Raw genomic sequence first — 16,029 nt, 5'->3', positions numbered from 1 at the left:
CACAAAAATGAGTTATTAATAAAAATTACTCTATTGCAAGTAAAGCCCTAATAAACCATTAATTTCCTTTTGTGATGAAAATTTACTATTGTGTTGCTCATTATAAGCAACCACTTTTTGAAAATTTATATTTTTGGTTTGTAAAATAGCTTTATCTAGCAGTTGCATATTTTTATTATCGAAAACAAAACCGTTTTTATCGTGTTCAATGACCTCTGTCATACCACCAACGTTAGAAATTACACAAGGTATGTTATGAAAGACAAAATCAATTAAACCATTAGACAAGGCTTCGTATAATGAAGGCTGTACAGCCATGTCGTAGTTTTTATATTTACTCCTCAATGTTTCATTATCTACAAATCCTTTTAAAGAAATTTCATTTTCTAAATGAAGTTGTTTTACTCTAAAAGTTAAAAACTCTTTCAATTTTCCATCACCATATATATCTAACTGTATAGTATATCCTAGAGCTTTTAATCGATAAGCGCTTTCAATGATATATATATGTCCTTTTTCCCATGCTAATCTACCAACAGCAATTATCTTTATAACATTAGTAGGTAAGTTTTTCCTTTTAATATTTATAGCAATTGGATCTGGTAATCCTCTATAAACAATATTAGAAGTCATATTATATGTTTTATGTAGTTCTTTTGCCATGTAATTACTAATACAATGAATATTGGATGCTTGTGAAAGTTTTAATTGTAATGCTTTAAAATTTTCTGGCTGTTTAGAATTCACTAATAAATCTTTTCCTCGTAAGCTAATAATTATTTTAGTTTCAATAGACTTGAAATATTTTAGTATAGGTAAGGAAATAGCATGTTCATGATGTACATGTAGAACGTCAATTTTATAATCTATTAACCAAATCCATTTTAATATTTCTTTTAAGCCAACTTCTTTTACTAAGCTTCTAAAACTTGCACTGTTAGTATAATGCTTTATACTTTTAAGAATAGCATTAAAAAGTGAATAACTATGCGAAATAACCACTTTGGTTTTTTGAGGCCTGCTAAAGTTATAATGGCAGAATACAAAATGCATATCCGTAGAGTTTTCACTTAATCCTTCCAAGAGTCTTGAAGTATAATTCTGATTTTTATTGCCATAAGCAATTAATAAGTGACATATTTTTTTAGTCATGTAAAGTTTTATAATTTATACATTCAATCTTTGTATTTGGTAACATTATTTAAGTTACAAATAATGACTTCTTTGAGTTTGATTTCTTTTTCTACTTGATTTAATTTTAGATTCTAGTTCTTGAATTAATTTTACTTCCTTTTTTAAATACAAAGCTTCTTGAAACTTAAACTCAATGTATGCTCTCCATTTACTTCTTATACGTCTACGTTTGAGTTCCTGAAATCTCTCCATTAAGGGTAGGTTTACATTTGCGTATTGAGCCTTTAAATTAAGCTCTATATGTTTAAAATAATCAGTAGAACCCTTTTTATATTTCGGCTCTACTCTATCTGCTCTGTCATGCAATAAGAAAGCAGTGGGAACCACTCCAATTTTAAAATTGTGGTAGATTGTTCTTTGACAGTAATTATCATCTTCACCATAATGATAAAACAATGGATCGAAACCACCTACAGTTTCCAACAACTTGCGAGACAACAACCACCCGGCTGCATTGACAAACGGAACCTCATATACTTTTTTCAAAGATTTTCCTAATACAAAATCAGAATAGAAGTCCGGATTTTTTCTATAAGCTACATAATTACAAAACTTTCTATCTAATTTACTTCCAGATCCATCTAAATGAATTGGGCTTAGAATTCCGTATGCTGGATATTGTTTTTGAACAATTATTAGTTTATCTAAAACATTATCCACCAAATATGCATCCTGATTTAGTAAAAAAACATGTTCCGCTCCTTGATCCAAAGCGTAACGAATCCCTATATTATTGGCTTGACCAAAACCTAGATTTTCGGACTGTTTAAATAGGGTAACATTTGGGTAATAGGTTTCAATAAAAGAAATGGTATCGTCGGAAGATGCATTATCAACTATAATTACGGGGTAATCTTTACAACTTTCAAGGCATTTTGGAATCCATTTCATGCCGTTGTATGTTACAATTATGATAAAAGTATTAATCATCATTATTAATTATACTTATTTGTTTTAAAGCTTTTATTAATCTTTGGGTATTCTTGACACCAATTATTTCTTGACTTAATTTTATTTTCCTTTGTTTTTTAGCTTGTATATTATTTTTAACATTTTCTTTCCAAAAGTTTAAATACCGTTCTATATTATGTTTCACGTTAAGTTCTTTCTCTGCAAAATTTCTAAAATACAAACCGTCATTAGCATTATACTTTTGAAGCTCTTTTTTAAATAAATCAAGTGTAAAACTCTGTCTCGTATAACGTCCAGAGCAATTATTCTGTAAACTAAAGCCTAATTTATCCTTAACGTAGCCATCACCACACGAATCGAAATAACGTCGATTATCATAAACTAATACTGGACGCCCACAGGCCATTGCCTCATATGCACTACGTCCCAAACCAACAACCAAATCTGCTTCATTTATTTTTTCTTCAATATTCCAAATCGTATCACCATACTTGAAGGCTTTTAAGAAGTTAACTTCTAAATCAGTACATGCTCTTTTTACAAATTCATTAGCTTCTTTAGAGTGACATAAGCTTAATACAGTTTCTAACTTTTTATTTATAGGTTTTATAGATTGAAATCGTTTTAAGTTAATACTATTATGTATTAAAATACTAGGAAACCCTAGTGTTCCTAAATGATTTTGCACCTCTGTTGATATGGAAACATAAGCATTTGCTTTAGATGAGGGTTGTTCTAATTTTGGAAATATACCATGACAGGTTTGAATGATAAACCCAAATTTATAAAGCTTTTTCACACATGTATTATGATTTGCTAATATTAAATCGTACTTCTTTTTGGACATAAAGGATACCTTTAAATCCTGCTCAATTCTATCTGAAACCAACCCAAACTCGAAAGTAAAATATTCAACATGATAACCACGACTAACAAGTTCTTCTATTAAGGTAAAAGTAAATGTTTCTGAACCTCCTAAATTGTTTAACTGATTATTTGCTATAAGTATTTTCATTTCCACGTTTGATCAAAAAACACATAGCTTGGCACTTTACCTACTACAATTCCTGTATTATAATAATCGCTACTTAATACCTCAAAACTAATAATGCGCTCATGAAATTCTATTAATGTATTATTATCTAAAATTGCCAACTTAAAATAATAAGAGCCCGTTGCCATCATTATTTTGTCAATAACACAACTAAATTCAAGTTTTTCCTTGTTTATATTTTTAGAGTAATCCGTGGATAAATTCGATATTTTTTCTTCGTTAAAATTATATATACCTATATCCATTCTGAAATTACTCAAAGGATTCCTTAATTCTATATCTATAAACATCTTTGCCCCTAAAGTGAAAATTGTATTTGTTTTTTCTTCTGAATAAATTTTAATATTTTTAAGAATTCCATCACCACTGTTATGTTCAAACTTATAAACGCTTTCTCCTTCAGCGTTATTCAAATAAAAATCCACAGCCTCATTCGTTCCCCCTTCAAAAACAGTTTCCCCATGCTCCAATACAATAGCCCGAGTACACAAACTCTTCACCGCCGCCATATTATGGCTCACAAACAAGACCGTTCTCCCCTCGCCTTGGCTAATATCCTGCATCTTCCCAATGGCTTTTTTCTGGAACTCGGCATCGCCAACCGCCAAGACCTCATCTATCACCAAGATATCCGGTTCTAAAAAGGCGGCTACAGCAAAAGCCAAACGCACCCGCATACCTGAACTATAGCGTTTTACCGGGGTATCTACATAGCGCTCGCAACCAGAGAATTCTATAATCTCCTGCTCTTTGGTTTTAATTTCGGCTTTACTCATGCCTAAAATAGCCCCGTTTAAATAGATGTTTTCTCGTCCTGTGAGTTCCGGGTGAAAGCCAGTACCTACTTCTAATAAAGAAGCAATCCGGCCTTTGGTTTTAATCTCTCCAGTGGTGGGGATGGTCACCCGAGATAGTATTTTAAGCAGGGTAGATTTTCCTGCGCCATTTTTACCAATAATCCCTAAAACTTCGCCCTGCTGGACTTCAAAATTAATATCCTTTAAGGCCCAGACATAGTCGCTATCGGCTTTGGTGCTTCTATCATTAACAGCACCCACTTTTAAATAGGGGTCTTCTTTCCCACGAATACCTGCCCACCAACGGTTTAAATCGTGACTGATGGTGCCAGTGCCTACGAGGCCTAGGCGGTATTGTTTTGAGATATTTTCGGCTTTTAGGATGATCATTTTCTGTTTTCGGTTTTCGGTTTTCGGTTGTCTGTTTTCGGTTGTCTGTTGTCTGTTATCTGTTGTCTGTTGTCTGTTATCTGTTGTCTGTTGTCTGTTTTCGGTTGTCGGTTTTCGGTTTTCGGTTTTCGGTTTTCGGTTGTCGGTTGTCGGTTGTCGGTTGTCGGTTGTCTGTTAACAGATAACGCAGAACTGACAACACTCAACGGGAATCACTTCCACTCTTTTTCTACATACATTATAAACTTGAACAATTTTGCTCCTAAAATATCATATTTAGTCAACAAATCGTCTGTTTCTAATTCTGGATATAATTTTTGAATCATTTCTAATTGAGAGACACATTCCAATAATGAGGCATGTGCGTAAACTAAAAATTTTATAAAGTCTTGTTTATAGCGTCGTCTGCCGTATCCTTCAACAATATTATCTTTAACACTTTTGGAGGAACGTCTTACTTGACTTCCTTGTTCGTATAATTCAAACTTTGGTAGTTTTAAAGAAACATGATGCACTTCCAAGGCATAATCAAATGCTAAATTATAAACATCTAGATCTCTGTATGATTTCATAATAAGTATTTCTTTTGATTATTAAACATTTTGGTTCTCTGTTGTCGGTGTTCGGTGTTCGGTGTTCGGTTGTCGGTTGTCTGTTGTCGGTTGTCTGTTTTCGGTTGTCTGTTGTCGGTGTTCGGTTGTCGGACAACTCACAACGGACAACTCACAACGGACAACTCACAACTCACAACCATCTACACCGTATCAATAAAGGTCTTCTCCGTTCGGTTAAAGATAATAATTCCTAATAAAAATATAATAATTGTTACTGCAACCGTATATACTATGCCAGACCAACTTATGGTTCCGGTTCCCAGCAACATATATCTGGCTGTTTCTATAATATAGGCCAAGGGGTTGTACTCGACAATCCAGGCTATTTTTGGTAATTTCTCGCGCATTAAGGCCAACGGATACATCACTGCCGAAACATACATAAGTAACTGCACTCCAAAACCGACTAAAAACTTTAAGTCGCGATATTTGGTAACCATGCTGGAGATAATCATGCCCATACCCAGGCCTAATATGCCCATGAGCATCACTATTACAGGAAAAAACACAATACTGTTACTTATATGTATATCTGCCCCATTAAGGTAATAATAGATATAAAACGCAATAAAGATGAGTAATTGAATTCCAAACTTCATCAAATTAGAAATGATGATAGAGAGAGGCACAATAATTCTTGGGAAATACACCTTTCCAAAAATAGCGGCATTGGTTTTAAAGGTGTCGGAGGTTGCTGTTAAACAGGTATTAAAATAATTCCAGATGGATACGCCTGCCAGGTTAAATAAGAATGGCGGTACGGTTCCAGTTTCTATATTGGCGACTTTATTAAATATAAGTGTAAAGGTGAGCGCTGTAAATAAGGGCTGAATTAAATACCAAAGCGGCCCTAAAATGGTTTGCTTATAAACGGTTACCACATCGCGTTTTACAAAAAGCATGAGTAAATCGCGATAACGCCATATTTCGGCAAAATTAAAGTCAATTAATTTACGTTTGGAAGATATGGTATATAACCAGTCTTCGTCTTCAAGCTTACTCAATGTGGGTCCTGTTTTTTTTGGTTGTGGCTAATATAAGTAATGAGGCATTAAGAATGAAAAATTAAGAATGAAAAAAATGGGAAATTATTTATTTGTTGTAGGGACAGGTCGCGACCTGTCCGTACAGCGACCTGTCCGTATAACAACCTGTCCGTACAGCGACCTGCCCGTATAGCAACCTGTCCGTATAGCAACCAGCCCGTACCTAGGAAAATACTACCTGCCTTTGCTTTTGCTACGGACAGGCTGGCGGGTAGTGGGTAGAAAAACAAACCCCCGCCTGCCTCCCTGTCTATTCGGCATTCGGGCAAGCCCGCCTGAATGACCTAGTCGGGCAGGCTCCGTCTAGCCCTCCTGTCGTTGGGCTAGCCATCCCGCTTTTTAGCGGGAAGCCTTAAACTGTTACTTTTTATTATATGTATTTAAATAACAATAAATATCAGATTCTCTAAAGTTTCATAGTATGTAGATTTACCAACTACCCATTAAACGCATCCCAAGTCACCTTCAAACCTTCCCTCACAGAATACTCCGGCTGATAGCCCAACAGCTTTTGGGCTTTTGAAATATCGGCCAAAGAATCTCGCACATCTCCTTGACGGTCTGGGCCGTGATTAGCTTTTAAGTCGGAGACTGCTGCTTGTTGTAAGGACTCCCATAAATAATTGACAGAAATACGTTCGCCACAGGCTACATTAAACACCTCATTGGATGCTTCTTTAGGTGCAAAGAAGCCTTTTATATTGGCTTGCACCGCATTATCCACAAAGGTGAAGTCCCGGGTTTGTCCGCCATCCCCATTAATAGTTGGTGCTTCCTTATCTTTAAGCGCCTGCATAAATAAGGGAATAACAGCTGCATAAGCACCATTGGGACTTTGCTTTGGGCCAAAAACATTAAAATAACGCAACCCTACCACATCGGTGCCATAGGTTTTTCCAAAGACATCGGCATAGAGTTCGTTCACGTATTTTGTCACGGCGTAAGGCGATAAAGGTTTCCCTATATGTTCTTCTACTTTAGGCAGGGTTTTGCTATCTCCATAGGTAGAACTAGAAGCTGCATAAACCATGCGTTTCACGGATTTACTTTCTTTTAAAGCAATCATCATGTTTAAGAAACCAGAAATATTCACGGCATTGGTGGTTGCAGGATCGTTTATAGAACGAGGTACAGAACCTAAAGCCGCTTGGTGACTTACATAATCCATCTCTTCCATGGCTTTTTTGCAAGTTTCAAGATCTCTAATATCTCCTACTAATAATTCAAAGGCCGGATGAGCTTCAAATTCTGCCAGGTTTTCGCGATAGCCATTAGAAAAGTCGTCTAAAACTCTTACTTTTTTAGCCCCGTGTTTTAAGAGATATTCTACAAGATTGCTTCCTATAAAGCCTCCACCCCCTGTTACTAAGAAGTTTAGGGTGGATAGATTATGGGCATGATGTGGTTTACTGTACATGGTTTTTATTTTAGAAGCTAAAAGTAACGGTTTTAAACAAACACAGAAAATAAAAACGCTTATTGTATTATTTATTTGTTGAAGTAATAGTAAATCCTACTAATTACATTATCTAGTTTTAAAAGAAGATTTAATTTAAATTAAATTAGGGATGTTTTCAAACCCCCGCCTGCCTCCCTGTCTGTTCGGCATTCGGGCAAGCCCGCCTGAATGACCTAGTCGGGCAGGCTCCGTCTCATCTTCTCTGCGTTCAGATGATCCACCTCCCTTCATCTGAAGGGAGGAGCTTAGATTGTTATTTTCTAAAATATGTAGTTAAATGGATGTTAACTGCACGGCTCCCCTCTTTAGTTACGACCGAGCGTATAAAAATAGTCCTGTGGACTATTTTAGCGAAGGGGCGAGCTGGCGCGTGGGCATGGACAGACGGAGTCTGGACGGGGAGTTTGCAATAACTAAATAAATCTATTAGCTTTTAAAAGCAAACCCTCCGTCTAGCCTTCCTTTCGTCGTGCTAGCCACCTCCCTTTAACTAAAGGGAGGAGCCATTTTGGAATTCTTATTACAATATTTAAATAGCAAGACTAAACCTTATTTTCAAGTGTAATTAAAAAGAAAATATAATTAATACTATTCAAGTATTATAAAAAGTAACTGCATGGCTCCCCTCTTCAGTTGAAGAGGGGTGGACAGACGGAGTCTGGACGGGGAGTTTGAAGAATAGCGATACCTGCAGGACAGGCAGGGAGTTCTACTCCAAACCCGCTATCAAATTCACTTTTTGTGCTCTACGTCCTGCTTTTAATTGTTTTTCTCTGCCTATGGCATCACCAATCATGTGATAAGCTTCAAAATACACGAGTTTATCCAAATTATATCTTGCAGTAAACGATTTTGGGTTGTGTTTTTCTTTGTGTTGTTTCACACGCAGCACAAGGTTAGAAGTAACTCCCACATATAAGGTGGTGTTGTTTTTGCTTGTGAGTATGTATGTGAAACCTGGCTTCATACTTTGACTTTTATTTGAATTGTTTTTAATTAGAGTATGAGCCTGTCATTGTGAGCCCCCCTGTTTAGATGTCATTGCGAGGAGTGACGTAGGAACGACGTGGCAATCTGTAGGTTATTTCATTCCGACACTTCTAGTATTCCTACAGTAGCGAGCCTGTCTTTTTCCGGTATTGTTATAACTTATTTAATTCGGCGCTCCATTTAACAGATTGCCACGGTCGTACCTCCCTCGCAATGACGCTTGGGTGGGGACGACTCGCAATGACGGCCTTAATTATAGACTCGTAATGACGCTTGGGTGGGGCCCCGCAACAGTAAAGCCCCCTTTCGGGGATTTAGAGGATTACAAACGCCCATCAACCATTTCTCGTGGTAATAGCGACTTCACATCAAAAATAACACCTATTGGCGATTTTAACCGTTCGATATCTATCTCAATAAATTCGTTGTGACTGACTGCTAAAATAATCGCATCGTAATTATGACTCACTTCTTTTTTATCGCAAAGCAAATCAAAACCGTATTCTTCTTTTACTTCCTCGGAAGACGCCCAAGGATCGAAGACATCCACATTCACATTATAACTTTCTAATTCTCTAATAATATCAATAACTCTGGAGTTTCTAATATCCGGACAGTTTTCTTTAAAGGTAATTCCTAATACCAGCACTTTCGCGCCTTTGATAGTCGCTCCCTTTTTAATCATCATTTTCACGGTTTCTGTAGCCACATAAGCCCCCATACTATCGTTCATCTTTCTCCCGGCCAAAATAATCTCTGGATTGTATCCGGATTCAATGGCTTTCTGTGCTAAGTAATACGGATCGACACCAATACAGTGCCCACCTACTAAACCTGGGGTGAAATTAATAAAGTTCCATTTGGTGCCTGCAGCTTCTAAAACAGCTTTAGTATCAATGTCTAAGAGTCTGAAGATTTTAGAAAGCTCGTTTACAAAAGCAATATTGATATCACGCTGTGAGTTTTCAATAACCTTAGCGGCTTCAGCTACTTTTATAGACGGCGCCATATGGGTACCGGCCGTAATAATAGACTTGTATAAATTATCTACTTCCACAGCTATTTCTGGGGTAGAACCTGATGTTACTTTTAATATTTTTGTCACCGTATGCTTCTTATCTCCCGGATTAATACGTTCTGGAGAATAGCCTGCATAGAAGTCTGTATTGAACTTAAGTCCGGAAACTTCTTCTAGAATAGGCACACAAATATCTTCGGTAACTCCTGGATATACGGTAGACTCGTAGATAACAATGTCTTTAGGTTTTAAAACCTTCCCAATACTTTCACTTGCTTTAACTAGTGGCGTAAAGATGGGTTTATTGAGTTCGTCTGTTGGTGTTGGAACCGTAATGATATAAATATTGGAATCTTCAATAGCATCTAATTGATCACTTACATAAAGTCCGTTATTATTGGAAGGACTTAAAGCAAGTACCTCTTGTAATAAGTTATCTGACACTTCTAAGGTTCTATCTTTTCCAGCTTGTAATTCTGAAATACGTCTGGCGTTAACATCAAAGCCAACAACAGGATATTTTTTTGCAAACTCTACGGCTAAAGGTAAGCCTACATAGCCCAGTCCTACAATGGTGATTTTATAATTCATATGATAATTGGTAATTATTATTTTTTTAATGTTTCTCCCGCCTTCGCAAAATACTCCGACAGGTATATACTGTTAATTTTTACTAGATAAAAGCACTAGTATGCTAGTAATATTGATAAAGGTTTTCAATTAACCTCATGTCTATCAATTCCCCGCAGATGACGCAGATTCTCGCAGAGCTTCCAACGGGCTTCTCATACCTCATACCTCATACCTCATCCCTAATTCCTCAAACCTATCAATTTCCCGCAGATGACGCAGATTTTCGCAGAGCTTTCAACCGGCTTCTCAAACCTCTCAATTTCCCGCAGATGACGCAGATTCTCGCAGAGCTTCCAACGGGCTTCTCATACCTATCAATTTCCCGCAGATGACGCAGATTTTCGCAGAGCTTCCAACTGGCTTCTCATACCTCATACCTCATACCTCATACCTAACACCTCACACCTCATACCTAACACCTATATCTTCCTCAAAAAGGCCTTAATTTTCTTTAGCCAGGTTTGTTTTCCATCTTCATGATAGGCATTTCCATACACGCCGTAACCATAGCCATATCCGTAGCCATAACCATAGCCGTAATTATGATTGGTTTTATGCTTATAGAAGTTTAGTATAAAATGAATATTTTTAACTTCCCCTCCGCGATACTTCGCATTAATAAGTTGTAACATGCCCTTTTTGGTATAGTCCAAACGAATCATAAATATAGAGGTATCTGCATATTTTACCAGTTCCAAAGCATCAGTCACCAAACCTAAAGGTGGTGTATCTAATACAATAATATCATATTCCTGACGCAGTTTTTCAATAAGCTCTGTCAACAACGGACTCATTAATAATTCGGACGGGTTTGGAGGAATAGGTCCTGCTGAGGCCACATCTAAATTTTCGATGTGAGTAGCATATTTCACTTCTTCAAAAGGCTTCTCGCCAATTAAATAGTTTACCATTCCATTGTCGTTAGACAGTCCGAAATCGTCAAAAATCTTAGGTTTCCGTAAATCCAGTCCCAAAAGTATTGTTTTTTTTCCACTTAGCGCATATACCGTGGCCGTATTAATGGAACAAAATGTCTTACCTTCTCCTGATACTGAAGAGGTTACCAGAATGGTTCTTCCGCCTTCCCGGGGTGTTTTATTAAGTACAAACTGCAAACTGGAACGAATGGAACGAAAGGATTCTGCTACGGCCGACTTCGGTTTTTCGAAAACAACCAGATTGTTGTGGTAACGGTATTTTCCAATAAGTCCGATAATAGGAATTTTTGAAAGACGCACCACCTCATCGGACCCATGAATGGTATGATCCAGCAGAAAGATGACAAAAATAAGGAACATAGGAATAAAGAATCCCAGCATGAGTCCCATCATATAATTTAAGGACTTATTAGGCCCTATCAAGCCACCCCCAATATCTTTAGCTTCGTCTATAATACTGATATCCGAAATATTAGCCGCTTTTACAATGGCAGCCTCACTGCGTTTATCCATATATAAGTTATAGGCCTCTTGAGAGATATCTAACTTACGCTGAATCTTTAAAAACTCCTGCTGGTTCTCTGGCAAGTCGCTTAATTTAGCTTCAGAGATAGCCATATTACGCTGCAGGGTATTCATTAGCGTGCGAATGGTGCTTTTTGTAGCTGCTATCGTTTCCAAAAGCACATTCTTTTCGGCGTCAATACGTCTGTCTATATCTTTAAAAATATCTGAATTCTCTCTGGTGGTATATTCCAAACTCTGACGCTCAATGGCCAGGCTCGTAATTTTTGATACGGAAGTCATAATATTCGACTCCTCAATCCCCACGGAGCTGGGAGCTGCAATGCCTGTATAGTCCGTTTTAGTGCGTAAATAGGTTTCTAGAGCATCTAAATAATCCAATTTGGATTGCTCGACCTCCTTTTGAGATTCTAATTCCCGAAGTTTGTTGGAAACCTCGGTCATTTCTGTAGATACATCAAAGACTTTATTTTGCTTTCGGAAGGTATTCATCTCCTCTCCAAAATCTTTTAAGTTGGTATTAACAGCAGCCAGACTACTGTCTATAAACTTGATGGTATTGGTAGCGTATAAGTTTTTACGTTCCAATTCCGTTTCACTTAAAATAACAGCTGTGGTATTTAAATAATCTACTATTTTCTTCTTGTTATTCCCAGCTAGAGATAAAACCAAAACAGAAGCCGAAGCGTTGCTATAAGGCTTGACTCCAATACCATGCTTATAGCCATTTACAATGCCATCGAAATTACTGAACTGCATAAAAAACTCCACCCCCGGTTTAATAGGTCGGTCGTTTCTTAATTGGACCACACCCTGAAAGAAGGGTAAATCTATTTTTTGACCTATTTGATATTCTTTTGTAAAGGTACCCACAGGAAGATCTACGGGGAGACGCTCTTTGGTATCGTAACGCTGACCAGAACCTCTTTCTGAACTAAACTCTGTAAAGACCTCAAAGCTGTTGCTAGACAAGAAGCGAATCCCGATAAACTGTCCCAATACTTGTGGTTTGGATTTATCCAGCTCAAAAATAAAAGGCGCATCTGTATAGACATCTATTTTGCGATATTTTCCCTCTACAAAATAGTTCATATAAGATTTTAAGGAATCTACAACCTTCTCATTATGTGTACGGGTTTGCAGGGTAGTAATGGTTTTTCCCATTTTTCCAGACACCCCTCCCCAGTTAAAAGATATGCTGGTATTTGCTGTAAAAAAAGGATTTTGATCGTTTTCAACGGAAATCAAAGAGTCTAATTTATAGACGTTTTGCTTTCTAACATTAATGAGATAGGCTATAATAAGCGCCACCCCAATGCATGCCAAAACAAACTTCCAGAGGTTTAATACTTTAAATAAATACCCTTTAAAATCGAAGTTGATACTCCCACCTTCGCTCTGCTCTACATCGTCGTATTCGTATTCTGCCATGGCTAAATTTTATCTATTAACAAGAGCGTGGTAGTTACTAAAGACAAGGCTGTAATAATGGTAGCCAATGTTTGCATTCCCGTGGTTCCAGTACCCCAAGACTTTTGTTTTAAAGGCTTGACATAAATAATATCGTTGGGTTGAATATAATAATAAGGCGATTGCATAACAGCAGCATCTAATAAATTAACATGATGAATTTGCTGTCCTTGCGGATACTGCCTGATAATTAAAACATCTTTCCGGTTTCCTGTTATTTCAATATCTCCAGCATTTGCCAGGGCCTCAAAAATATTAACCCGTGCCTGATACAAGGTTTGCGTTCCTGTGGAACCTACTTCGCCATTTACTGTAAACCGAATTCCCGTTAGTTTTACAGACACAAAAATATTAGCCGTTTCTTTAAATTCTTTTTCCAGTAGTTTTTTCTCCAGCATTTGTTCCAATTCTTCGGTGGTATAACCTAAGACATTAATCTCCCCAAGAACAGGGATTCTAATATTCCCGTGCAGGTCTACCGTAAAACCATCAAAATAAGCTCTTTGATCCCCATCAGCATTTAAATTCTCTTCCCCCACCGGGTTGAATATCTGGACATTTTTTTGATCCATAGACTTGACACGGATATTTAAAATATCATTTATTTGAACGCGATAAGGTTTTTGTTTCTCAGTAATTACCTGGGTCGTATCCATGGCTGTTTCCTGGTTTTGTAAATACACCAATTCCTTGTTTGGAATACAAGACATAAAACTGATGCAAATAATAAAACACACAAGAACAAAAGGTTTCTTCATGAGGACTTAAATAGTTATTCACAAATATAACTTTTCGATAGGAATATCAAAACTAATGTAGTTAATTTTGGTTTTTATACGTTTATTTGCAGAAAACATAGCTCTTTTGAATTATCTAACAGTTGAAAATATTTCGAAATCTTACGGAGAGCTAAACCTCTTCCAAGATCTTTCTTTTAGTATCCATAAGGATCAGAAAATAGCCTTTGTAGCTAAAAACGGGACTGGAAAAACGTCCATTTTAAATATGCTATCGGGGAAAGACACCCCCGATTCTGGGAATATTATTTATAGAAAAGACATCCAGGTGGCCTTTCTATCTCAGGAACCAGATATTAACAACGACTTAACCGTTGAAGCTGCCATTTTTGACACTAAGAATCCCATTTTAGATGTTATTAAAAACTACGAAAAAGCTTTAGAAAATCCGGAAGATGCTGAAGCTTATCAGAAAGCTTTTGAGCAGATGGAAATCCATGAAGCATGGGTTTTTGAAACTCAGTATAAGCAGATTTTATTTCAGCTAAAATTAGAGAACCTCAGTCAGAAAGTAAGCACCCTATCTGGGGGACAGAAAAAAAGACTGGCTCTGGCCATTGCCTTACTTAAAAAACCCGATCTGCTTATTTTAGACGAGCCAACCAACCATTTAGATTTAGAAATGATTGAGTGGCTGGAAGCGTTCTTTGCTAAAGAACAAATGACTTTGTTTATGGTGACGCACGACAGGTATTTCCTGGAGCGTGTTTGTAATGAAATAATTGAATTAGATCAAGGACAACTCTATACTTATAAAGGGAACTACTCGTATTACCTAGAGAAGAAAGAAGCTCGGATAGAAAATGAAGCCATAGAGCTTGGGAAAACGAAACAACTCTTTAAAAAAGAACTGGATTGGATGCGTAAGCAGCCTAAAGCCAGAACTACAAAGTCCAAATCCAGAATTGACGACTTCCATCATATAAAACACAAAGCACAGCAACGCCGAAACGACCATGAGGTTCAGTTAGAATTAAACATGGAACGCATGGGGAGTAAAATTCTAGAGCTACATAAGGTGTCTAAGGCTTATAAAGATTTAACCATTTTAGATGGCTTTGATTATAATTTCCAAAGAGGTGAACGTTTAGGCATTATTGGTAAAAACGGTACAGGGAAATCGACGTTCTTAAACTTAATTACACAAACCCAACAACCAGATTCTGGGAAAATAGTTTTAGGAGAAACGGTCAAGTTTGGGTATTATACTCAGGCAGGGATTCAGGTAAAACCAGAGCAAAAAGTGATTGATGTTATTAAAGAATTTGGTGAGTTTATTCCCTTAAAGAAAGGCCGACAAATTAGTGCACAGCAATTGTTAGAGCGCTTTTTATTTGACCGTAAAAAACAATACGATTTTGTTGAAAAACTAAGTGGTGGGGAACGCAAACGTCTGTATTTATGCACGGTGTTAATTCAGAACCCTAACTTTTTAATCCTAGATGAACCTACGAACGATTTAGATATTGTAACCCTAAATGTCTTAGAAAGCTTTTTATTAGATTTTCCGGGCTGCTTGATTGTGGTGTCTCACGACCGGTATTTTATGGATAAGGTGGTGGACCATTTATTTGTGTTTAGAGGACAAGGAGTTATTGAGGACTTCCCAGGAAACTATTCCGACTTTAGAACCTATGAAGACAGTGTAGCTCAAGAAGCTACTACAGAATCTAAGAAAGAGAAGAAACAATGGAAAAAAGAAAGCAAATCTACCCTGTCTTATAACGAACAGAAAGAGTATAATAATCTGGAAAGCAAATTAAATTCTTTAGAGTTTGATAAAAAGGAATTAGAAGAAAAGTTTCACGACCAAAGTCTCACGCCTGATGACATAGCAAAACTCTCAGAAAAACTTCAAAAAGTAATGGACGAGATTGATGAGAAAGAAATGAGGTGGTTTGAGTTGAGTGCGAAGATGGAGGGTTAGTGGTGAGTTGTGAGTTGTGAGTTGTGAGTGGTGAGTTGTGAGTGGTTAGTTGTTAGTGGTGAGTTGTTAGAGGTTGGGTATTAGGTATGAGGGATGTGTATGTTATGAGTTGTATGTTGTGAGTTGTATGTTGTGAGTTATCTGTTGTGAGTTATCTGTTGTGAGTTATCTGTTGTGAGTTATCTGTTGTGAGTTATCTGTTGTGAGTTATCTGTTGTGAGGTATCTGTTGTGAGTTGTATGTTGTGAGTTATCTGTTGTGAGTT

The 16,029-nt window shown here is 37.0% G+C and carries 12 protein-coding genes; 1 reads left to right on the top strand and 11 read right to left on the bottom strand.

From position 1 onward, the window contains the following. Positions 1 to 30: 30 nt before the first annotated feature. From OS188_RS13955 to OS188_RS13905, 11 genes are all read right to left on the bottom strand, one after another. Positions 31 to 1,152 carry a glycosyltransferase gene (locus OS188_RS13955; protein ID WP_267149471.1) on the bottom strand — a complete coding sequence of 374 codons (1,122 nt, stop codon included), beginning with the start codon at positions 1,150 to 1,152 and terminating at the stop codon, positions 31 to 33. A 54-nt stretch (positions 1,153 to 1,206) separates the two neighbouring features. After that, entirely contained in the window at positions 1,207 to 2,124 is a 918-nt protein-coding gene (locus tag OS188_RS13950) for a glycosyltransferase family 2 protein (protein WP_267149470.1), read from the bottom strand. Then, on the bottom strand, positions 2,117 to 3,121 hold the full coding sequence (locus tag OS188_RS13945) for a glycosyltransferase family protein (RefSeq protein WP_267149469.1): 1,005 nt from the start codon (positions 3,119 to 3,121) through the stop codon (positions 2,117 to 2,119). Before OS188_RS13945 ends, OS188_RS13950 begins: the two co-directional genes overlap by 8 nt. Next, positions 3,118 to 4,347 carry an ABC transporter ATP-binding protein gene (locus tag OS188_RS13940; RefSeq protein ID WP_267149468.1) on the bottom strand — a complete coding sequence of 410 codons (1,230 nt, stop codon included), beginning with the start codon at positions 4,345 to 4,347 and terminating at the stop codon, positions 3,118 to 3,120. Before OS188_RS13940 ends, OS188_RS13945 begins: the two co-directional genes overlap by 4 nt. A 212-nt stretch (positions 4,348 to 4,559) precedes the next feature. Beyond that, a complete protein-coding gene (locus OS188_RS13935) occupies positions 4,560 to 4,919 on the bottom strand; it encodes a four helix bundle protein (RefSeq protein ID WP_267149467.1) in 360 nt (119 codons plus the stop codon). Between the two features lie 182 nt (positions 4,920 to 5,101). After that, on the bottom strand, positions 5,102 to 5,965 hold the full coding sequence (locus OS188_RS13930) for an ABC transporter permease (protein ID WP_267149466.1): 864 nt from the start codon (positions 5,963 to 5,965) through the stop codon (positions 5,102 to 5,104). A 478-nt stretch (positions 5,966 to 6,443) separates the two neighbouring features. Continuing rightward, positions 6,444 to 7,424: an SDR family oxidoreductase gene (locus OS188_RS13925; protein ID WP_267149465.1), complete on the bottom strand. Its 981-nt coding sequence runs from the start codon at positions 7,422 to 7,424 to the stop codon at positions 6,444 to 6,446. A 751-nt stretch (positions 7,425 to 8,175) separates the two neighbouring features. Continuing rightward, positions 8,176 to 8,433: a GIY-YIG nuclease family protein gene (locus OS188_RS13920; protein WP_267149464.1), complete on the bottom strand. Its 258-nt coding sequence runs from the start codon at positions 8,431 to 8,433 to the stop codon at positions 8,176 to 8,178. 345 nt (positions 8,434 to 8,778) lie between these two features. Continuing rightward, positions 8,779 to 10,065 (bottom strand): nucleotide sugar dehydrogenase, encoded by a 1,287-nt coding sequence (locus OS188_RS13915; RefSeq protein ID WP_267149463.1) that lies wholly within the window; start codon positions 10,063 to 10,065, stop codon positions 8,779 to 8,781. A gap of 461 nt (positions 10,066 to 10,526) precedes the next feature. Continuing rightward, a complete protein-coding gene (locus OS188_RS13910) occupies positions 10,527 to 13,001 on the bottom strand; it encodes an exopolysaccharide transport family protein (RefSeq protein ID WP_267149462.1) in 2,475 nt (824 codons plus the stop codon). Positions 13,002 to 13,003: 2 nt separating this feature from the next. Beyond that, positions 13,004 to 13,798, bottom strand: a complete 795-nt coding sequence (locus OS188_RS13905) for a polysaccharide biosynthesis/export family protein (RefSeq protein WP_267149461.1) — start codon at positions 13,796 to 13,798, stop codon at positions 13,004 to 13,006. A 106-nt stretch (positions 13,799 to 13,904) separates the two neighbouring features. Here OS188_RS13905 and OS188_RS13900 point away from each other — a divergent pair, with 106 nt between their 5' ends. Then, a complete protein-coding gene (locus OS188_RS13900; protein WP_267149460.1) occupies positions 13,905 to 15,764 on the top strand; it encodes an ABC-F family ATP-binding cassette domain-containing protein in 1,860 nt (619 codons plus the stop codon). Positions 15,765 to 16,029 lie beyond the last annotated feature (265 nt).

The sequence above is a fragment of the Xanthomarina sp. F1114 genome, assembly GCF_026410255.1.
Taxonomy (GTDB): domain Bacteria; phylum Bacteroidota; class Bacteroidia; order Flavobacteriales; family Flavobacteriaceae; genus Xanthomarina.
This window is presented reverse-complemented; position numbering and strand designations above follow the sequence as displayed.

Excerpts from the sequence above, each read along its gene's own strand:
- OS188_RS13910 (WP_267149462.1), bottom strand. The coding sequence starts at position 13,001 with ATGGCAGAATACGAATACGACGATGTAGAGCAGAGCGAAGGTGGGAGT.
- OS188_RS13935 (WP_267149467.1), bottom strand. The coding sequence starts at position 4,919 with ATGAAATCATACAGAGATCTAGATGTTTATAATTTAGCATTTGATTAT.
- OS188_RS13905 (WP_267149461.1), bottom strand. The coding sequence starts at position 13,798 with ATGAAGAAACCTTTTGTTCTTGTGTGTTTTATTATTTGCATCAGTTTT.
- OS188_RS13915 (WP_267149463.1), bottom strand. The coding sequence starts at position 10,065 with ATGAATTATAAAATCACCATTGTAGGACTGGGCTATGTAGGCTTACCT.
- OS188_RS13945 (WP_267149469.1), bottom strand. The coding sequence starts at position 3,121 with ATGAAAATACTTATAGCAAATAATCAGTTAAACAATTTAGGAGGTTCA.
- OS188_RS13955 (WP_267149471.1), bottom strand. The coding sequence starts at position 1,152 with ATGACTAAAAAAATATGTCACTTATTAATTGCTTATGGCAATAAAAAT.
- OS188_RS13920 (WP_267149464.1), bottom strand. The coding sequence starts at position 8,433 with ATGAAGCCAGGTTTCACATACATACTCACAAGCAAAAACAACACCACC.
- OS188_RS13950 (WP_267149470.1), bottom strand. The coding sequence starts at position 2,124 with ATGATTAATACTTTTATCATAATTGTAACATACAACGGCATGAAATGG.
- OS188_RS13940 (WP_267149468.1), bottom strand. The coding sequence starts at position 4,347 with ATGATCATCCTAAAAGCCGAAAATATCTCAAAACAATACCGCCTAGGC.
- OS188_RS13925 (WP_267149465.1), bottom strand. The coding sequence starts at position 7,424 with ATGTACAGTAAACCACATCATGCCCATAATCTATCCACCCTAAACTTC.